The sequence below is a fragment of the Kocuria himachalensis genome (assembly GCF_054784195.1).
In genome coordinates this window covers 37,457-55,810 of the sequence record NZ_BAAGPL010000016.1, presented here as the reverse complement: position 1 = coordinate 55,810, position 18,354 = coordinate 37,457, and the positions used below count along the sequence as shown (strand labels likewise).

Below are 18,354 nucleotides of genomic sequence, written 5' to 3'. Positions count from 1 at the left end.
GAGAGTTCCTCCGGAAGGTGGGTGCGGCTTCCGCGGCCCCTCGGAACCGCACGGAGAAACCCTCAGCACGCGGCACGCGACGGACCCCGGACGCGGCGTTGCGGTTTGGCACTGGAGCGGGGACGGCCGTCCGTGCCGACGGTTCCTGACCAGCCCATTAAACGGCCAGGGGGCCGCTGGGGCAAGCCGCGTCCGTTCAGTGGTCCGCCAGGGGGAGGCGCACGGTGAACCGGGTGCTGCCCGGGGCGCTGCTGACGTCGATCCGCCCGTGGTGCGCGTGCACGATGGCCTCCACGATCGAGAGCCCCAGTCCCGCGCCGCGGGCGCTCCCGGCACGGGCGTGGTCCTCCCGGGCGAAGCGGGAGAAGATGTGCTCGAGGAAGTCGGCGCCGATGCCCGGGCCGTCGTCGCCCACCGCGAGCACGGCCTCGCCGCCGGGCTCCGTCCCGGCCGCCGTCCCGAGCGACGCCGTGACCGTCGTCCCGGCGGGCGTGTGCTGGTGGGCGTTGGCGAGCAGGTTGATGAGCACCTGGCGCAGCTGGGCCGGGTCGCCCCGGACGAGCACGGGCTCGTCGGGCAGCTCGAGGCGCCAGACGTGGCCGGGCGCCGCGACCCGGAAGTCGCTGACGGTCTCGACCACCAGTTCGAGCAGGTCGACGTCCTCGCTGACCACGGCCCGGCCCTCGTCCAGTCGCGCGAGCAGCAGCAGGTCCTCGACGAGAGCGGTCATCCGCGCCGCCTCGGACTCCACCCGGGACAGGGAGTTGCGGCCCTGCTCGCTCATCGGCTCCGTGAGCCGGATCAGCTCCGCGTAGCCGCGGATGCTGGCCAGGGGAGTGCGCAACTCGTGGCTGGCGTCGGCCACGAACCGGCGCACGCGCGTCTCGCTGCGCTGTCGCGCGGTCAGCGCGTGGGCCACGTTGTCCAGCATCCGCCCGAAGGCGTGGCCGAGCCGGCCCACCTCCGTGTCCGGGTGCGCGGCCGGCGCCACGGCGCCCACGGGCAGGACCACCTCCCCGTGGTCGAGGTCGAGCTCCGAGACGCGGGTCGCCACGTCGGAGAGCCGTTCCACGGGGCGCAGGGTGCGCCGGACGACGACGAGCCCGACCAGCCCCGTGACGGCGATGGCGCCGGTCGAGATCGCCGTGGTGCTCACCCCGAAGCTGCGCAGGGTGTCCTCCTTGTCGGCCAGCGGCAGACCGGTCAGCACGAGCCCCCAGTCCCACGGGTCGTCGACCACCAGCACGCGGTAGCCGCCCACGGTCAGCTCCACGTCCACGGGGCCCCACTGACGGCCCCCGATCTCCTCCGACTCCGCCCCGAGCGACGTCACGAGCTCCCCGATGCGCCGGCGGTCCTCGTCGGTCAGCTCCTGCCGCGTCCCGTCGGCCGCGAACAGCCCGGCGCGGACCACCTCGTCGTCCACGATCCGGGCGTTGAGGGTGCCGGCGCCCTGTGCGGGCACCTCCATCATGGCCTCGAGCTCCTCTGAGGGCCCGGCCGCGGCCCGGACCCCGTACTCGATCGTGCGGAACGAGGCCTCCCGGACCCGGCCGTCCAGCTGCTCGCCCAGGGACATGTCGAGGACCGCGAGACCCAGGGCGCCTACCGCGGCGCACGCGACGGTCAGCAGCGCCAGGACCGTCAGCAGCAGCTTCGTGCGCAGCTGCAGGGCCCGGCCGGGACCCCGCGGCCGGGCCCGCGGAGCCGCTCCCCCCGTGCTCATCGGACGGCGCTCATCGGTCGTTGCTCATCGGTCGCTGCTCATGGGACGGCACGTCCTGGACGGGTGCTCACTCGGCCGGTTTGAGCACGTAGCCGGCGCCGCGCACGGTGTGGATCATGGGCGGGCGCCCGGCGTCGATCTTCTTGCGCAGGTAGGAGATGTAGAGCTCCACGACGTTGGTCTGTCCGCCGAAGTCGTAGCCCCAGACCAGCTCGAGGAGCTGCGGCTTGCCGAGCACCCGGCGGGCGTTCTCCATGAGGCAGCGCAGCAGGTCGAACTGGGTGGCCGTCAGCGCGATCTCGTCGCCGCCGCGGCGGACCTCCCGGGTGTCCGCGTTGAGCACGAGGTCCCCCACGACCAGCTCCGCGGCGTCCGGGTGGGCGATGCCCGCGCGCTGCACCAGGCGGTGCAGCCGCAACAGCAGCTCCTCCATGTCGAACGGCTTCGTCACGTAGTCGTCCCCGCCCGCCGCGAGGCCGGTGATGCGGTCCTCGGTGCTGTCCTTCGCGGTGAGGAACAGGGCCGGGACGGTGGGCGAGAAGGAGCGGATCCGCTCGAGCACCTCCACCCCCGAGCATCCCGGGAGCATCACGTCCAGGACCAGGACGTCGGGCCGGAAGCCGCGGGCCTCGGCCACCGCGGCGTCCCCGTCGTGGGCGGAGCGCACCTGCCAGCCCAGCATCGACAGCCCCATGGACACCATCTGGGCCAGCAGCGGCTCGTCGTCGACGACGAGGGCGCGCACCGGTGCGCCGTCGGGGTGCCGCAGGCGCGGGAGGTCCACGGCGGTGGGCCGCTGCACGGGTTCGGTCACGGCGGGCTCCCTCCTGGTCCCCGCCGGCGGCACCGGCGTCCTCGGACCGTCCTCAGCGTAGCGCCGGACCCGCCCCTCGCTCCTCCGCGGATCGTTCGCGGACGCACTTCACAGCCCCGGCACAGGAACCCGATAAGAGCGCCACATCCCCGTCTGCTGGAGTGGGTCTCTGACCGGGCCCTCGGGCCCGGACCCGTGGGGCAGGAGCCCGCGCGGCGCCACGAGAGGGGAACCACCGCCATGCTGCACACCCACCACCCGGTCGGAGAGGCCCGGTCCGCGGAGCCGTCCCCGGGTCCGCCCGCCCGCCGGCGCCTGGTCGGGATCGACGCGGCCCGCGGTCTCGCCCTGCTCGGCATGGTCTCCGTGCACATCCTGCCGGCCTGGGACCCGGAGACCTTCGAGGCCACCGCCCAGTGGACGCTGTTCTCCGGCCGGGCCGCCGCCCTGTTCGCCCTCCTCGCCGGCGTGGGGCTGGCCCTCGGCTCCGGCGGGACCCGGGTGCACGAGGGCCGGCGGATGACCGCCGACCGGGTGGGGCTGCTCGTGCGCGCGGTGCTCATCACGGTGCTGGGGCTGCTGATCAACCAGCTCTCGCCGGGCGACCCGCCCGCCTACAACATCCTGGTCTACTACGGCGTGTTCTTCCTGCTCGCCCTGCCCTTCCTGCACCTGTCCGTGCGGGCCCTGCTCGCCTGGGCCGCAGGGCTCGCCGTGCTCGGACCCGTGCTGGTGCACGCACTGGGCCCCGTGCTGCCGATGTTCGGCGTGTACAACCCCGGCTTCGCCGAGCTCGTCACCGAGCCGGCCACCACCCTCGCCCAGCTGCTCGTGACCGGCTCGTACCCCGGCGTGACGTACCTCGTCTACCTGCTCGCGGGCCTGGCCCTGGGGCGGCTGGACCTCTCGGCCGCACGCACGCAGGCCGGGCTGGCGATCGGCGGGGCCGCGCTCGCGGCGGCGTCCGCCGTCACCTCCTGGCTGCTGCTGCACCCCCTCGGCGGGATCGAGCGGCTGCTCGCCGCCAGTCCCTTCCTGGGCCGGGAGGACGTCCGGGACATCCTCGTGTACGGGCCGGACCCCGTCCTGCCCTCCTCCACCTGGTGGTGGCTGGCCGTGGACGGGCCGCACACCAACACCCCGCTCGCCCTGCTGAGCGGGGTGGGCACCGGCGCCCTCGTGCTGGGCCTGTGCCTCCTGGTGGCCCGGCGGGCCGGGCCCGTGCTGCTGCCGCTGGTCGCGACCGGCTCCATGACCCTCACCCTGTACTCGGCGCACCTGCTCGGCCTCTTCCTGGAGCTGCACTACGAGCAGCCGGTGCTGTGGTTCCTCGTGCACGTCCTGGTGGGCACCGTCTTCGCGGTCCTGTGGCACCGGGCCCGGGGCCAGGGGCCCCTCGAGCGGGTCGTCGGCCGGGCCGCGCACGCCGGGCGGGACCGGGTGCTGCGCCATCGCCTAAACTCGTAGACGGTCCACCCAGGTTCCCGACTTCAGGAGCGGCATGTCCACGAGCACGTCCCCGTCCGTCACCAACCAGCCCCTCGCCGAGGTCGATCCGGAGATCGCGGCGGCCATCGCCGACGAGCTCGGCCGCCAGCGCGGCACCCTCGAGATGATCGCCTCCGAGAACTTCGCGCCCCGGGCGGTCCTCGAGGCGCAGGGCTCCGTGCTGACGAACAAGTACGCCGAGGGCTATCCCGGGCGCCGCTACTACGGCGGCTGCGAGTTCGTCGACGTCGTCGAGAACCTCGCCCGGGACCGGGCCACGGCCCTGTTCGGCGCCGAGCACGCCAACGTCCAGCCGCACTCCGGCGCCCAGGCCAACACGGCGGTCATGCAGGCGCTCATGACCCCCGGCGACAAGCTGATGGGCCTCTCCCTCGCCCACGGCGGCCACCTGACGCACGGGATGAAGCTCAACGTCTCCGGCAAGCTCTACGAGATCGCCGCCTACGAGGTCGACCCCGGCACCTACACCATCGACATGGACAAGGTGCGGGAGCAGGCCCTCGCCGAGCGCCCGCAGGTCATCGTGGCCGGCTGGTCCGCGTACTCGCGGGAGCTGGACTTCGAGGCGTTCCGCTCGGTCGCCGACGAGGTCGGGGCGAAGCTGTGGGTGGACATGGCCCACTTCGCGGGCCTCGTGGCCGCGGGCCTGCACGCCAACCCCGTGCCGCACGCCCACGTGGTGACCTCCACCGTGCACAAGACCCTCGCCGGGCCCCGCTCCGGCGTGATCCTGACCACGGGCGAGCTCAAGAAGAAGATCGACTCCGCCGTCTTCCCCGGCCAGCAGGGCGGACCGCTCATGCACGCCATCGCGGGCAAGGCCGTGGCCTTCAGGATCGCGGCCACCGAGGAGTTCCGCGCCCGCCAGGAGCGCACCGTCCAGGGCGCCCGCACCCTCGCCGAGCGGCTCGGCGCCGACGACGTCGCCGCGGCGGGGGTCTCCGTGCTGACCGGCGGCACCGACGTGCACCTGGTCCTGGTGGACCTGCGCGACTCCGAGCTGGACGGCAAGCAGGCCGAGGACCTCCTGCACCAGGCGGGGATCACCGTCAACCGCAACGCCGTGCCGTGGGACCCGCGCCCGCCGATGGTCACCTCCGGGCTGCGGATCGGCACCCCCGCGCTGGCCACCCGCGGCTTCGGCGCCCCGCAGTTCGAGGAGGTCGCCGAGATCATCGCCACCGCCCTCAAGCCCGGGGCGGACATCCCCGCCCTGCGGGCCCGCGTGGACCGGCTGGCCGCGGACTTCCCGCTCTACGACGGCCTCGAGGAGTGGTGAGCGTGGGGGCGCGGGTCCTCGACGGACGGGCGGCCTCCGCCGCCATCAAGGCCGAGCTCGCCGAGCGCGTCGCCGTGCTGGCGGAGCGGGGGATCACCCCCGGCCTCGGCACGGTGCTGGTGGGCGACGACCCCGCCTCGCACTCCTACGTGGGCGGCAAGCACAAGGACTGCGCCGAGGTCGGCATCTCCTCGATCCGCCGGAACCTCCCCGCGGACGTCTCCCAGGAGGAGCTCGAGCGCGTCCTCGACGAGCTCAACGCGGACCCCGCGTGCACCGGCTACATCGTCCAGCTGCCGCTGCCGGAGCACATCGACACCAACGCGATCCTCGAGCGGATCGACCCGGACAAGGACGCGGACGGGCTGCACCCGACGAACCTCGGCCGCCTGGTGCTCAACGTCTCCGAGCCGATGACCTCCCCGCTGCCCTGCACGCCGAACGGGGTGATCGAGCTGCTGCGCCGGAACGACGTCGACCTCGCGGGCCGGCACGTGCTCGTCGTGGGTCGCGGCGTGACCGTCGGACGGCCGATCGGGCTGCTGCTGACCCGCAAGGAGATCAACGCCACGGTCACCCTCGCCCACACCGGCACGCAGGACCTCGACGCGCTGCTGGCCCAGGCCGACGTCGTCGTGGCCGCCGCCGGGCGGCCGCACATGATCACGGCCGACAGCCTCAAGGACGGCGTCGTGCTCCTCGACGTCGGGGTCTCCCGCGTGGAGGACCCCGCGACGGGGAACAAGAGGCTCACCGGGGACATCGACCCGGCCGCGGCGGAGAAGGCCTCCTGGATGTCGCCGAACCCCGGCGGGGTCGGGCCCATGACCCGGGCCATGCTGCTGCTCAACGTCGTGGAGACCGCCGAGCGCCACGCCGGTCTCCGCTGAGCACCGTCCACCGCGCCGAGCCCCCGGGAGCCGCCGCTCCCGGGGGCTCGGCCGTTCCCGGCTCCGGGCGGGGAGGGCGCCCGCGCCGGTTCGTGGCCCGGGCCGGGATTTGAGACAATGGGGACCATGCGCTCCCTCGGATCCTCGACCCCGTCCACCTCCCCGGCCGCCGAGCCCGGCAGCCGCACCGCCCAGTGGGGCACGGTGATCGGACTGGCCGTGCTCGTGGTCATCTTCGTGGTGGCGCTGCTGCAGGCCGCGAACGCCAACTCGTGGCTGGGCTGGGCGCTCGCCGGCATCGCCCTCGGCTGGCTGCTGCTCGCCACCTGGGTGGTGCTCATGGTCCGCAAGGCCGCCCGGTTCGGCCGCCGGCAGGTCGACGAGGCCCGCGAGCAGCTGCGCACCGGCTCCGGCCGCGCCCCCGCCGCCACCCGCTCCGGCGCCGCGGGCTCCATGCGGGACGAGAAGCTCTCCCACAGCTTCCAGATCGTCCTGGTCCAGTCCAAGGTGATCAAGCAGGAGCTCGCCGCGCTGTCCGTCGAGGGGCCCGAGCGCGAGGCGCTGGACCGCGCCCTCGACACCATCGACATCACGGCCGGCAACGGGATGAGCATGTTGCGCCAGGAACCCCTCAGCGGCACCGTGGTCGACTGACCTCCGCCCGCCCCCAGCACGCCCCCCCCCCGCACGCCACTCCCCGGAAGCCAGGTGCCCCCGCATGTGCCGCCCCGAGAACGTCCTGCGCGTCGCCACCGTCAACGTCAACGGCATCCGCGCCGCCTACAAGCGCGGCATGGCCGACTGGCTGGCGGGCCGTGACGTCGACATCCTGTGCCTGCAGGAGGTCCGGGCCCCCGACCGGATCGTGCGGGACCTGCTCGACGAGCAGGTGTGGGACGTCCACCACGCCGAGGCAGCCGACAAGGGCCGGGCCGGCGTGGCCGTGGCCACCCGCCGCGACGCCCGGGACGGGTCGCTGCTGCCCGTGCAGCGGCGCGACTCCATCGGCCACGACCACTTCGAGACCTCGGGCCGGTGGGCGGAGACCGACCACGCCCTGTCCGACGGCAGCACGCTGACCGTGGTCTCGGCCTACGTCCACTCCGGGGAGGTCGGCACCCCCCGCCAGGACGACAAGTACCGCTTCCTCGACGTCATGACCGAGCGGCTGCCCGAGCTCGCCCGCACGAGGGAGCACGTGCTCGTCGTCGGCGACCTCAACGTGGGGCACACGGAGCTGGACATCAAGAACTGGAAGGGCAACGTCAAGAACGCCGGCTTCCTGCCCGAGGAGCGCGCCTACTTCGACCGCTTCTTCGGCGAGCACGGGTACAAGGACGTCGCCCGGGAGCTGGCCGGTCCGGTCCCCGGGCCCTACACGTGGTGGTCCTACCGGGGCAAGGCCTTCGACACCGACGCCGGGTGGCGCATCGACTACCACATGGCCACCCCGGGGCTCGCGGCCCGGGCCGTGACGGCCGCCGTGGACCGCGCCGCCAGCTACGACACCCGCTTCTCCGACCACGCGCCCGTGGTGGTCGACTACCAGCTCTGACCCGTTCCCGCTCCGCGCCCACCCGCGCACGCCCGATCGAAGGACCCCGCACCGTGACCCCTGAGCCCGTACCGTTCGACGTCCCCACCGCTTCCGGCAGGCCCCGTGTCGTCTCGGGGGTGCAGCCCTCGGCGGACTCCCTGCACCTGGGCAACTACGTGGGCGCCGTGCGCAACTGGGTGGACCTGCAGGACGACAACGAGTGCGTGTTCTTCGTCGCCGACCTGCACGCCATCACCGCCGAGCAGGACCCGGCCGCCCTCGCCCAGCGGACCCGCACCACGGCGGCCCAGTACATCGCCGCGGGCATCGACCCCGAGCGCTCCACCCTGCTGGTGCAGTCGCACGTGCCCGAGCACGCCCAGCTCGCCTGGGCGCTCAACTGCATCACGGGCTTCGGCGAGGCGTCCCGGATGACGCAGTTCAAGGACAAATCCGCCAGGCAGGGCGCCGAGAACGCCACGGTCGGCCTGTTCGCCTACCCGGTGCTCATGGCCGCGGACATCCTGATCTACCAGGCGCACCAGGTGCCGGTGGGGGAGGACCAGCGCCAGCACCTGGAGCTGACCCGCAACCTCGCCCAGCGGTTCAACGCCCGCCTGGGGGACACGTTCGTGGTGCCGGACGCGCTGATCCTCGCCGAGTCCGCCAAGATCTACGACCTGCAGAACCCCACCGCCAAGATGTCCAAGTCCGCCGCGTCGGAGAGCGGGCTGATCCGGCTGCTCGACCCGGCCAAGAAGAACGCGAAGAAGATCAGGTCGGCGGTCACCGACGACGGCACGGAGATCCGCTTCGACCGCGAGGCCAAGCCGGGCATCGCCAACCTGCTGACCGTGTACTCGGCGCTCACGGGCCGGTCCGTGGCCGACCTCGTGGGGGAGTACGAGGGGAAGCTGTACGGCCACCTCAAGGTGGGGCTGGCCGAGGTGGTCACCGAGACGCTGGACCCCATCCAGGCGCGCGCCCAGGAGCTGCTGGACGACCCGGCGGAACTGGACCGCCTCCTCGCCCGGGGCGCTGAGAAGGGCCGGGAGATCACCGTCCGGACCCTGGCGTCGGTCTACGACCGGATGGGCTTCCTGCCGCGCCTGGGCGGGTCCGGGGGGCTGGGCTAGGCTGGGTCCCGTCCTGTGAGGAGTTGAGTTGACCCGTACGCAGCAGTCCCCCACCATCCGTCCCGGCCAGGTGTACGCGGGCGTGGTGATCGAGCTGCCCGAGCCCGTGGGCCGGGAGCTGCAGGACTGGCGCGCGTCCTTCGGGGACCCCGCCTCCTACGCCGTGCCGGCGCACATCACGCTGATGATCGCCCCGCAGGCGGAGCGCTGGGCGGACGTGGTGCAGCGGGTGGGCTCCGTGGCCCGCGAGTGGGAGCCGTTCCGGGTGGAGATCAACGGCACCGGCACGTTCCGCCCCGTGAGCCCGGTGGTCTACCTGCGCATCCAGGAGGGCGAGGAGCAGTGCCGGGCGCTGCACGACGCCCTGCACGAGGAGCAGCTCGTCTCGGCGTCCCCCTTCGAGTTCCACCCCCACGTCACGATCGCCCAGGCCGTGGAGGAGGAGGACCTCGACCGGGCCCAGGAGATGCTGCGGACCTACCGCGCCGGGTTCCTCGTGGACCGGATCGGCCTCTACGAGCTCGACGGCCGGGGCGTCTGGCGGATCCGCGAGGAGTTCCCCTTCACAGGGCGCGATCGCGACCGGCGCTGAGCCGCCCCGGCCATGAGCACCCGAGCCGGACCCCGCACCGGTCCCGCCCCGAACCTGCCGCCCCGCGCGGTCGACAGGCACGGCATGCGCCGCGAGGCGCTGCGCCAGCGGGCGCTGCTGCGCGAGAAGCGGGCTGCCGGTGCCGGCGCCCTCGGTCTGGCCGGTTCGGCGCTCGGGGTGGCGCTCGCCGAGACGTACCGGCGGATGCCCGTCCGCGTGGTCCTGCACTACCTCTTCCACGGCGGGCCCCTCATGGCGGCGGGCCTGTCCTTCGTGCTGATCTTCGCGTCGACCGCCCTGCTGGTGATGGGCTTCTCCGTGATCGGGGTGTTCCTCGGCAACGACCCCCTGGTGCGGGACGCCGTGGTGGAGGCCGTGACGGAGAGGGTGCCGGGTCTGCTGGACACCGGCAGCGGGGGAGTGGTGCCCCTGGAGCTGCTCGAGGACACCCGGCCCTTCACCCTCGCCACGGTGATCGGCGGCGCGGTCCTGTTCTTCTCCGGCTGGCGCTGGGTCTCCGGGGTGCGGCTCGCGTTCCGCCGGCTCTTCGAGGTGCCCCCGGCGCAGGGCCTGCCCATCGCGGCCGTGCCGCGCGACCTGCTGGGCCTGCTCGTGCTCGGCGTGCTGCTCGCCCTCTCGGTCGTGGCCAACGGCGCGGCCTCCGGCTTCCTCGGCTTCCTGCTGGACTCCGCCGGAGAGCTCGGCTGGGGCAGCGGCCCCGAGTGGCTGCGCACCGGGCTGACGTGGGCGCTGAGCACCCTGCTCGTCGTCGTGCTCGACGCGCTGTTCGCCCTCGAGCTCGTGCGGGGCGTGGCCGGGCTGCGGATCACGCGCCGCGCCCTGGCCGTCACGGTGCTGTCCGCGGCGGCCGGCAGCTTCGCGCTGCGCTACATCGGGGGCGCGGTGGTCGCCGGGGCCACCACCAACCCGTACCTGCTCTCGGTCGCCCTCGTGGTCGGCGTGCTCCTGTGGTTCTACCTGTTCAACCAGATCCTGCTGTTCTCGGCGGCCATCGGGGCGATCGTGCACGCGGACCAGCGCGGCGGGCGGGTGCACCCCGACGGGGAGAACGTGGCGATCACCGTGGTGCCCATGGCCTCCCTGGGCGGGCGCCGCTGAGGGACCGACCCCACGACGACGGCGGCCCGTCCCCTGCCGAGCAGGGGACGGGCCGCGGCGGCCTCGGGGCACGCTCACATGGAGCGGCTCAGGATGGCATTCTTGACCTCGGCGATGGCCTTCGTGACCTGGATGCCGCGCGGGCACGCCTCGGTGCAGTTGAAGGTCGTGCGGCACCGCCACACGCCCTCCTTGTCGTTGAGGATCTCCAGGCGCAGGTCCCCGGCGTCGTCGCGGGAGTCGAAGATGAACCGGTGCGCGTTGACGATCGCCGCCGGACCGAAGTACTGGCCGTCGGTCCAGAACACGGGGCAGGACGACGTGCACGCGGCGCACAGGATGCACTTGGTGGTGTCGTCGAAGCGCGCCCGGTCCTCCTGGGACTGGTAGCGCTCCATGGTCGGCTCGTTGCCGCCGGCCACCAGGAACGGCATGATCTCGCGGTAGGACTGGAAGAACGGCTCCATGTCCACGATCAGGTCCTTCTCGCACGGCAGGCCCTTGATGGGTTCGACCGTGACGGGCTTGGACAGGTCCAGGTCCTTCAGCAGCACCTTGCACGCGAGGCGGTTCTGGCCGTTGATGCGCATGGCGTCCGAGCCGCACACGCCGTGGGCGCAGGAGCGGCGGAACACCAGCGTGCCGTCGATCTCCCACTTCACCTTGTGCAGGGCGTCCAGCACCCGGTCGGTGCCGTACATGGTGAGCTTGAACTCGTCCCAGCGGACCTCGTCGGAGACCTCCGGGTTGTAGCGGCGGATCTGCAGGGTGAGGTCGAAGGTCGGGATCTCCTGGTTGCCCTGCTGCTCCTCGGGCAGCTCCACCCGCGCGGCGGGCTCCCCGCCCTCGGCGTTCTCGGCGGCGGGGTCCACGGCCGGGGCCGTGGCCTCGTCGCGCCCGTCGATCGAGCCGGCGTCCGCGTCGGTCTTGTAGCCGGCGCGGTCGTCCTGGTCGTGGGCCGGGGCGTGGCCGTGCTCGGGGGCGCGGTCCTGGGGATCCTCGCTGCGGCCGTCCTCGGACCGGTCGGGAGTGTGTGCGGTAGACATCAGTACTTACGCTCCATGGGCTCGTAGCGGGTGAAGATGACGGGCTTCGTCTCCTGCCGGATCCCCGCGGTGGGGGAGGAGGGGTCGAGGTAGACCATCGAGTGCTTCATGAAGTTGGCGTCGTCGCGCTCCGGGAAGTCCTCCCGGAAGTGCCCGCCGCGGGACTCGGTGCGGTGCAGGGCGGCCACGGTCATGACCTTCGCGAGCTGCAGGAGGAAGCCGAGCTCCACGGCCTCGAGCAGGTCGAGGTTGAAGCGCTTGCCCTTGTCCTGGATGGAGATGTTCGCGTACCGGGCCTCGAAGGCGGCGATGTCGTCGAGCGCCGCCTGCAGGGTGTCGGCGGTGCGGAACACCTGGACGTTGAGGTCCATGGTGTCCTGCAGGTCCTTGCGGATCGCGGCGACCTTCTCGGTGCCCGTGCCGTTGCGGGCGTTGTCGAGCAGCGACACGGTGCTGTCCAGGGCGTTGTCCGGGACGGGCACGAACTCGGCCTGCTGCGCGTACTCGGCCGCGTAGATGCCGGCGCGCTTGCCGAACACGTTGATGTCCAGCAGCGAGTTGGTGCCCAGGCGGTTGGAGCCGTGCACGGACACGCAGGCGACCTCGCCCGCGGCGTACAGGCCCGGGACGACCGTCTCGTTGTCCTGGAGCACCTCGGCCTTGATGTTGGTCGGGATGCCGCCCATGGCGTAGTGGCAGGTCGGGAACACCGGGACGGGCTCGGTGTAGGGCTCCACGCCCAAATACGTGCGGGCGAACTCCGTGATGTCGGGCAGCTTCGCGTCGATGTGCGCCGGCTCGAGGTGCGTGAGGTCGAGCAGGACGTAGTCCTTGTTCGGCCCGGCGCCGCGGCCCTCGCGCACCTCGTTGGCCATGGAGCGGGCCACGATGTCACGGGGGGCGAGGTCCTTGATGGTCGGGGCGTAGCGCTCCATGAACCGCTCGCCGTCGGCGTTGCGCAGGATCCCGCCCTCGCCGCGGGCCGCCTCGGAGACGAGGATGCCCAGCCCGGCCAGACCCGTCGGGTGGAACTGGATGAACTCCATGTCCTCGAGGGGCAGGCCGTTGCGGAACGCGATCGCCATGCCGTCGCCGGTGAGCGTGTGCGCGTTGGAGGTCGTCTTGTAGACCTTGCCGGCCCCGCCGGAGGCGAAGACCACGGACTTGGCCTGGAAGACGTGCAGCTCCCCGGAGGCGAGGTCGTAGGAGACGACGCCGGCGACGCGGCGCTGGCCGTCGACCTCGGTCATGATCAGGTCCAGGACGTAGTACTCGTTGAAGAACTCCACGTTGTGCTTGATGCAGTTCTGGTACAGCGTCTGGAGGATCATGTGGCCGGTGCGGTCCGCGGCGTAGCACGCCCGGCGCACGGGAGCCTTGCCGTGGTCCCGGGTGTGGCCGCCGAAGCGGCGCTGGTCGATCTTGCCCTCGGGGGTGCGGTTGAACGGCAGGCCCATCTTCTCGAGGTCGAGGACGGCGTCGATGGCCTCCTTGGCCATCACCTCGGCGGCGTCCTGGTCGACCAGGTAGTCACCGCCCTTGATGGTGTCGAACGTGTGCCACTCCCAGTTGTCCTCCTCGACGTTGGCGAGGGCCGCGCACATGCCGCCCTGCGCCGCGCCGGTGTGGGAACGCGTGGGGTACAGCTTGGTCAGTACGGCAGTGCGGGAGCGCTGACCGGCCTCGATGGCGGCGCGCATACCGGCACCACCGGCGCCGATGATGACCACGTCGTACTTGTGAACCTGCATACCGGTTGTTCTTTCTGTTGGATGTTCAGTCAGATGTGCTGGCGCCCGGTCGCCTGTGACCGGACGGCGGAGACGGCCCGCCGCGGGCGGACCGTCTCCGGCAGGGCTCAGCCCGCGGTGCAGAAGCTCGCGAGCAGCGCGGGGTCCGCGCCGGCCGGGCAGGGCTCGAAGGTGAAGATGACGAGGGTGCCGAGCAGGATCACGAAGGCGGAGGTGGTGAAGAGGAAGACCTTCAGCCAGAACCGGGTCCGGTCACGCTCCGCGTAGTCGTCGATGATCACGCGCAGGCCGTTGGTGCCGTGCAGCATCGCGAGCCACAGCAGCAGCAGGTCGAAGACCTGCCAGAACGGGCTGGCCCACTTGCCGGCCACGAACGCGAAGTCGACGGCGTTCACGCCGCCCTCGGGGCCCACGAGGTTGACCCAGAGGTGGACGAAGACGAGCACCAGCAGGATCACGCCGGACAGGCGCATGAACAGCCACGCGAACATCTCGAAGTTGTTGCGGCGGGACGAGGAGCGGTTGTACTTGATGCCGTTGACCTCGAGGTCCTTGCTCCGGGGGACCGAGATGTTTGCCTTGAGCGGTGTGCTCATTGTGATTAACCCCCGAAGACGTGGGACAGGTGACGGATGAGGAACGGGATCATGACGACGACCCACAGGGCCAGGACACCCCAGAGCATCTGCTTCTGGTACTTGGTGCCGCTGGACCAGAAGTCGACCATGATGATGCGCAGGCCGTTGAACGCGTGGTAGACGATGGCCGCCACGAGGCCGGCCTCGCCGAGGCCCATGACCGGGTTCTTGTAGGTCGCCATGACCGCGTTGTAGGCCTCGGGTGAGACCCGCACGAGCGCGGTGTCCAGGACGTGGACCAGAAGAAAGAAGAAGATGGCCACGCCGGTGATGCGGTGGGCCACCCAGGACCACTGGCCATGAGCCTGGCCGCGGTACAGGGTGCCCTTGGATGTCTTCGCCACTGAAAAACCTCCCTGAGTCGCTCGCCGTCGTGCGCTCTAGAAATATCCGGGAATTCGCACTGCGCACGACGTGAGCGGAGCCCTCCGGCTCTGTGTCGGATGATGCGCGAGTTCCCTCCCACGATACCAGCACGGCCGGTGTTTACTGACAGGCTGTCCCTCGCTCTCGCGCGGTTTCCGCCGCAGGCTGACGTCGTTTTCCGTGCGTCCCGGGGCGAGGTCGTATGGTGTTGTCCGTGACCTCCCCACTCGCGCACTTCCACCCCTTCATCCCTGCCGGAGGGGTCGGCTCCCGGCTGTGGCCCCTGTCCCGGGCCGACGCCCCCAAGTTCCTGCTCGACCTCACCGGCTCCGGCTCGTCCCTGCTCCGCGCCACGTACGACCGGCTCGCGGACCTCGGCGACGGTCCGGTCATGGTCGTGACCGGGCGCACCCACGCCGCCGCGGTCTGCCGTCAGCTCCCGGAGCTCTCCACGGTGGACCTCGTGCTCGAGCCGTCCCCGAAGGACTCCGCGGCGGCCATCGGCCTGGCCTGCATGCTCGTCCAGCGCCGGGACCCCGAGGCGATCGTCGGGTCCTTCGCCGCCGACCACGTGATCGAGCCCGCCGAGGCCTTCCAGGACGTCGTCCGGGAGGCCGTGGCCGCGGCGGCGTCCGGGCGGATCGTGACGATCGGCATCCCGCCGAGCTCCCCGGCCACCGGTTTCGGCTACATCCGGGCCGGGGCCCAGCTCGGGCTGCCGGACGCGCCGCACGCCCTCCAGGTCGAGGAGTTCGTGGAGAAGCCCGACGAGGACACCGCCCGCCACTACGTGGCCGGCGGCAACTACACGTGGAACGCCGGGATGTTCGTGGCGCCCGCGTCCCTGATGCTGCGCCACCTCGCCGCGAGCCAGCCGGAGCTGCACGCGGGGCTCACCGAGATCGCCGACGCCTGGGGCACGCCCGCCCAGGACGAGGTGGTGGACCGGGTGTGGCCCGGCCTGCCCAAGATCGCGATCGACTACGCCGTGGCCGAGCCCGCGGCGGCCGCGGGGGACGTGGCCATGGTCCCGGCGAGCTTCACCTGGGACGACGTCGGGGACTTCGCGGCGATCCGGCGGCTCAACCACGTCGATCCCGAGACCGACCCCGACGTCACGGTCCTGGGCGACAACAGCCGGGTGCTCTCCGACAGCTCCAGCGGCATCGTCGTCTCGGACACGGGCCGGCTGATCGCGCTGATCGGCGTCGAGGACATCGTCGTCGTCGACACCCCCGACGCGCTGCTGGTGACCACCCGGGAGCACGCCCAGCGCGTCAAGGACGCGGTGGCCTCGCTCAAGCAGAGCGGCAACACGGACGTCCTGTGAGCGTCCCGGGCCGTGCGCGCCCGGGAGTAGGCTGAACAGATGCCTGACGCGCCATCCACCGCCGCGGCCCCGGAGGCCGGCCTCCCGCCCGCCATCGGCCCCCTGCTCAAGCGCTACCTGCCCGACCTGATCGCCTTCCGGCGGGACCTGCACCGGCACCCGGAGCTGTCCTACCAGGAGTTCCGCACCACGGACCGGATCGTGGGCGCCCTGGAGAACATGGGCCTCGCCCCGGTGCGGCTCTCGGACACCGGGTGCTACGTGGACATCGGGCACGGCCCGATCGCCGTGGGCCTGCGGGCGGACATCGACGCGCTGCCGATCCAGGAGGGCACGGGTCTCGAGTACTCCTCCGTCAACGACGGCGTGGCGCACTCCTGCGGGCACGACATCCACGCCACGGTGATGGTGGGCGTGGCCAAGGTGCTCGCGGACCTGCACCGGACCGCGCACATCGCCGGGACCGTGCGGATCGTCTTCCAGCCCGCCGAGGAGCAGCTCCCCGGCGGCGCGCTCACCGTGCTGCGCCAGGGCGTCCTCGAGGGCGTGCCGCGGATGTTCGCCCTGCACTGCGAGCCCAAGGTCGACGTCGGCCAGGTGGGCACCCGGATCGGCGCGATCACGTCCGCCTCCGACACCGTGCGCATCGAGTTCACCGGCCGCGGCGGGCACACCTCCCGCCCCCACCTCACGCAGGACCTCGTCTACGCGATGGCCCAGATCGCCGTCAACGTCCCGGCCGTGCTCTCCCGGCGGATCGACGTCCGCTCCGGAGTGGCCGTGGTGTGGGGCCAGATGCACGCCGGCGTGGCGCCCAACGCCATCCCCGCCACCGGATTCATGTCCGGGACCATGCGGTGCCTCGACGCCGACGCCTGGCACCGGGCGGGCAAGCTGCTCGACGAGGTCGTGCACCAGGTCGCGGCGCCCTACGGGGTGGACGTGGAGCTGGAGCACATCCGCGGCGTCCCTCCCGTGGTCAACGGGGAGGCCGAGACCACCCTGATCGAGAACGCCGCCCGCGCCGAGCTCGGCGAGGACGCGGTGGTGCTGGTGCACCAGTCGATGGGCGGGGAGGACTTCGCGTGGTTCCTCCAGGAGGTCCCCGGGGCGATGATGCGGCTGGGCACGCGCACGCGGGACGGGCACACCTACGACCTGCACCAGTCGGACTACGTGGCGGACGAGGCCGCGATCGGCTGCGGCATCCAGGTCATGGCCAGCACGGCCCTGCGCGCCATCCGGCTGCACTCCCGGCAGACACGGCCGGACGTCACGACGAATTAACGGCGGCCTCCGGCCCGTCGCGCCTACCCGTGGGTAGAGTGGCACCACGTCGCGCTTGCCGCGTGACCGGGCCCACAGCCCGGCCGCGCCCGTCTCCTGGAGGAACCATGACCTTCTCGCCCCGGACGTCCCGAGGAACCCGCCCGCTCTCCGCCGCCGCGCTGCTCGGCGCCTCCGCCCTCGTCCTCGCCGGCTGCGGCGCCGCCCCCGAGGAGGGCGGCGAGGCGCAGGAGCAGGCCACCGACTTCACCGGCTGCATCGTCTCGGACTCCGGCGGGTTCCAGGACCGCTCGTTCAACCAGAACTCCTACGAGGGCCTGAAGGCCGTCGAGGAGAGCATGGGCATCAAGGTCAACCAGGCGGAGTCCCAGGCCGAGACCGACTTCGAGCCCAACCTGACGTCCATGGTGCAGTCCGGGTGCGACCTGACGCTGTCCGTGGGCTTCCTCCTCGCCGACGCCACCCGGGCCGTGGCCGAGGCCAACCCCGAGTCGAACTTCGCGATCGTCGACGACGCCTCGATCGAGCTCGACAACGTCAAGCCGCTCGTCTACAACACGGCCGAGGCCGCGTTCCTCGCCGGCTACGTCGCGGCGGGCAGCACCCAGAGCGGGACCGTGGCGACCTACGGCGGCATGGACATCCCGACCGTGACCGTGTTCATGGACGGCTTCGCCGACGGCGTCGACCACTACAACCGGACCAAGGGCGAGGACGTCCGGCTGCTGGGCTGGGACAAGGACTCCCAGGACGGCACGTTCGTCAACAGCTTCACGGACACCTCCGCCGCCAAGACCACCACGCAGAACTTCATCAACGAGGGCGCGGACATCGTCCTGCCCGTGGCCGGGCAGGCGGCCCTCGGCACCCTCGACGCCGTGGTGGAGGCCAACAGCGGCGGCGGCGACGACGTCCGCTTCGTGTGGGTCGACGCCGACGGCTACGAGACCCTCGACCAGGGCAAGGAGTACCAGCTCACCTCCGTGCTCAAGCAGATGAGCACCTCCGTGCAGGACGTCGTCGAGTCGGCCGCCGAGGGCGAGTTCAGCAACGAGCCCTACGTCGGCACCCTCGAGAACGACGGCGTGGGCATCGCCCCGTTCCACGACCAGGAGGAGGCCGTGGGCGAGGAGCTCGCCGGCGAGGTCGAGCAGCTGCGCCAGGACATCATCGACGGCACCGTCGCCGTCGAGTCCGAGAACTCGCCGCAGGCCTGATCCCGGACGACACCGACCACCGCACCCACCGCCGCCAGCGGAGGCCACCGCCGCAGCTGGCGGCGGTGGCGTGCCCGCCCGGGACCGGCGGACGGCCCAGGAGGAGGACCACCCCAC

Annotated in this window: 17 protein-coding genes; 11 read left to right on the top strand and 6 right to left on the bottom strand. The window is 72.1% G+C overall.

Annotation, left to right across the window (positions count from 1 at the left end; translation table 11 throughout):
• Nucleotides 1–196: 196 nt before the first annotated feature.
• Both ACYVM4_RS11085 and ACYVM4_RS11080 read right to left on the bottom strand, forming a co-directional pair.
• On the bottom strand, nucleotides 197–1,726 hold the full coding sequence (locus ACYVM4_RS11085; protein ID WP_460668602.1) for a sensor histidine kinase: 1,530 nt from the start codon (nucleotides 1,724–1,726) through the stop codon (nucleotides 197–199).
• A 67-nt stretch (nucleotides 1,727–1,793) separates the two neighbouring features.
• Nucleotides 1,794–2,540 carry a response regulator transcription factor gene (locus ACYVM4_RS11080; RefSeq protein WP_368821681.1) on the bottom strand — a complete coding sequence of 249 codons (747 nt, stop codon included), beginning with the start codon at nucleotides 2,538–2,540 and terminating at the stop codon, nucleotides 1,794–1,796.
• A gap of 240 nt (nucleotides 2,541–2,780) precedes the next feature.
• Between ACYVM4_RS11080 and ACYVM4_RS11075 the strand changes: the two genes are divergently transcribed.
• The 8 genes from ACYVM4_RS11075 (at nucleotide 2,781) to ACYVM4_RS11040 (ending at nucleotide 10,602) form a co-directional block, all read left to right on the top strand.
• A complete protein-coding gene (locus tag ACYVM4_RS11075) occupies nucleotides 2,781–4,007 on the top strand; it encodes a heparan-alpha-glucosaminide N-acetyltransferase domain-containing protein (protein WP_460668601.1) in 1,227 nt (408 codons plus the stop codon).
• A 34-nt stretch (nucleotides 4,008–4,041) separates the two neighbouring features.
• Nucleotides 4,042–5,328 carry a serine hydroxymethyltransferase gene (gene glyA / locus ACYVM4_RS11070; protein WP_368821679.1) on the top strand — a complete coding sequence of 429 codons (1,287 nt, stop codon included), beginning with the start codon at nucleotides 4,042–4,044 and terminating at the stop codon, nucleotides 5,326–5,328.
• 2 nt (nucleotides 5,329–5,330) lie between these two features.
• The gene (locus ACYVM4_RS11065) at nucleotides 5,331–6,218 is read left to right on the top strand and encodes a bifunctional methylenetetrahydrofolate dehydrogenase/methenyltetrahydrofolate cyclohydrolase (RefSeq protein ID WP_368821678.1); all 888 of its coding nucleotides are present in this window, start codon (nucleotides 5,331–5,333) and stop codon (nucleotides 6,216–6,218) included.
• A gap of 126 nt (nucleotides 6,219–6,344) precedes the next feature.
• On the top strand, nucleotides 6,345–6,872 hold the full coding sequence (locus tag ACYVM4_RS11060; RefSeq protein ID WP_368821676.1) for a hypothetical protein: 528 nt from the start codon (nucleotides 6,345–6,347) through the stop codon (nucleotides 6,870–6,872).
• A 64-nt stretch (nucleotides 6,873–6,936) separates the two neighbouring features.
• Nucleotides 6,937–7,773, top strand: coding sequence for an exodeoxyribonuclease III (locus ACYVM4_RS11055; protein ID WP_460668600.1), 837 nt, complete (start codon nucleotides 6,937–6,939; stop codon nucleotides 7,771–7,773).
• A 53-nt stretch (nucleotides 7,774–7,826) separates the two neighbouring features.
• Nucleotides 7,827–8,891, top strand: a complete 1,065-nt coding sequence (gene trpS / locus ACYVM4_RS11050; RefSeq protein ID WP_368821674.1) for a tryptophan--tRNA ligase — start codon at nucleotides 7,827–7,829, stop codon at nucleotides 8,889–8,891.
• Nucleotides 8,892–8,919: 28 nt separating this feature from the next.
• A complete protein-coding gene (locus ACYVM4_RS11045; RefSeq protein ID WP_368821672.1) occupies nucleotides 8,920–9,483 on the top strand; it encodes a 2'-5' RNA ligase family protein in 564 nt (187 codons plus the stop codon).
• A 12-nt stretch (nucleotides 9,484–9,495) separates the two neighbouring features.
• Nucleotides 9,496–10,602, top strand: coding sequence for a YihY/virulence factor BrkB family protein (locus ACYVM4_RS11040; RefSeq protein WP_368821670.1), 1,107 nt, complete (start codon nucleotides 9,496–9,498; stop codon nucleotides 10,600–10,602).
• 74 nt (nucleotides 10,603–10,676) lie between these two features.
• Here the strand turns inward: ACYVM4_RS11040 and ACYVM4_RS11035 are convergent, their stop codons facing one another.
• From ACYVM4_RS11035 to sdhC, 4 genes are all read right to left on the bottom strand, one after another.
• A complete protein-coding gene (locus tag ACYVM4_RS11035; RefSeq protein ID WP_460668599.1) occupies nucleotides 10,677–11,648 on the bottom strand; it encodes a succinate dehydrogenase iron-sulfur subunit in 972 nt (323 codons plus the stop codon).
• Nucleotides 11,648–13,399 (bottom strand): succinate dehydrogenase flavoprotein subunit, encoded by a 1,752-nt coding sequence (gene sdhA / locus ACYVM4_RS11030; protein ID WP_460668598.1) that lies wholly within the window; start codon nucleotides 13,397–13,399, stop codon nucleotides 11,648–11,650. The genes ACYVM4_RS11035 and sdhA overlap by 1 nt, the downstream gene beginning before the upstream one ends.
• A gap of 107 nt (nucleotides 13,400–13,506) precedes the next feature.
• Nucleotides 13,507–13,995, bottom strand: coding sequence for a succinate dehydrogenase hydrophobic membrane anchor subunit (locus ACYVM4_RS11025; protein WP_368821665.1), 489 nt, complete (start codon nucleotides 13,993–13,995; stop codon nucleotides 13,507–13,509).
• Nucleotides 13,996–14,000: 5 nt separating this feature from the next.
• On the bottom strand, nucleotides 14,001–14,381 hold the full coding sequence (sdhC, locus tag ACYVM4_RS11020) for a succinate dehydrogenase, cytochrome b556 subunit (RefSeq protein WP_017832184.1): 381 nt from the start codon (nucleotides 14,379–14,381) through the stop codon (nucleotides 14,001–14,003).
• Between the two features lie 224 nt (nucleotides 14,382–14,605).
• Here sdhC and ACYVM4_RS11015 point away from each other — a divergent pair, with 224 nt between their 5' ends.
• The 3 genes from ACYVM4_RS11015 (at nucleotide 14,606) to ACYVM4_RS11005 (ending at nucleotide 18,237) form a co-directional block, all read left to right on the top strand.
• Nucleotides 14,606–15,733 (top strand): mannose-1-phosphate guanylyltransferase, encoded by a 1,128-nt coding sequence (locus ACYVM4_RS11015; protein WP_460668597.1) that lies wholly within the window; start codon nucleotides 14,606–14,608, stop codon nucleotides 15,731–15,733.
• A 39-nt stretch (nucleotides 15,734–15,772) separates the two neighbouring features.
• Entirely contained in the window at nucleotides 15,773–17,020 is a 1,248-nt protein-coding gene (locus tag ACYVM4_RS11010) for an amidohydrolase (protein ID WP_368821663.1), read from the top strand.
• A 107-nt stretch (nucleotides 17,021–17,127) separates the two neighbouring features.
• Nucleotides 17,128–18,237 carry a BMP family lipoprotein gene (locus tag ACYVM4_RS11005; protein ID WP_460668596.1) on the top strand — a complete coding sequence of 370 codons (1,110 nt, stop codon included), beginning with the start codon at nucleotides 17,128–17,130 and terminating at the stop codon, nucleotides 18,235–18,237.
• Nucleotides 18,238–18,354: the final 117 nt, after the last annotated feature.

Bases quoted from the DNA above. Each gene is read 5' to 3' on its own strand.
- ACYVM4_RS11005 (WP_460668596.1), top strand. From the start codon at position 17,128: ATGACCTTCTCGCCCCGGACGTCCCGAGGAACCCGCCCGCTCTCCGCC.
- ACYVM4_RS11060 (WP_368821676.1), top strand. From the start codon at position 6,345: ATGCGCTCCCTCGGATCCTCGACCCCGTCCACCTCCCCGGCCGCCGAG.
- ACYVM4_RS11040 (WP_368821670.1), top strand. From the start codon at position 9,496: ATGAGCACCCGAGCCGGACCCCGCACCGGTCCCGCCCCGAACCTGCCG.
- ACYVM4_RS11035 (WP_460668599.1), bottom strand. From the start codon at position 11,648: ATGTCTACCGCACACACTCCCGACCGGTCCGAGGACGGCCGCAGCGAG.
- ACYVM4_RS11015 (WP_460668597.1), top strand. From the start codon at position 14,606: ATGGTGTTGTCCGTGACCTCCCCACTCGCGCACTTCCACCCCTTCATC.
- ACYVM4_RS11075 (WP_460668601.1), top strand. From the start codon at position 2,781: ATGCTGCACACCCACCACCCGGTCGGAGAGGCCCGGTCCGCGGAGCCG.
- ACYVM4_RS11085 (WP_460668602.1), bottom strand. From the start codon at position 1,726: ATGAGCACGGGGGGAGCGGCTCCGCGGGCCCGGCCGCGGGGTCCCGGC.
- ACYVM4_RS11055 (WP_460668600.1), top strand. From the start codon at position 6,937: ATGTGCCGCCCCGAGAACGTCCTGCGCGTCGCCACCGTCAACGTCAAC.
- ACYVM4_RS11025 (WP_368821665.1), bottom strand. From the start codon at position 13,995: ATGAGCACACCGCTCAAGGCAAACATCTCGGTCCCCCGGAGCAAGGAC.
- ACYVM4_RS11010 (WP_368821663.1), top strand. From the start codon at position 15,773: ATGCCTGACGCGCCATCCACCGCCGCGGCCCCGGAGGCCGGCCTCCCG.
- glyA (WP_368821679.1), top strand. From the start codon at position 4,042: ATGTCCACGAGCACGTCCCCGTCCGTCACCAACCAGCCCCTCGCCGAG.
- sdhA (WP_460668598.1), bottom strand. From the start codon at position 13,399: ATGCAGGTTCACAAGTACGACGTGGTCATCATCGGCGCCGGTGGTGCC.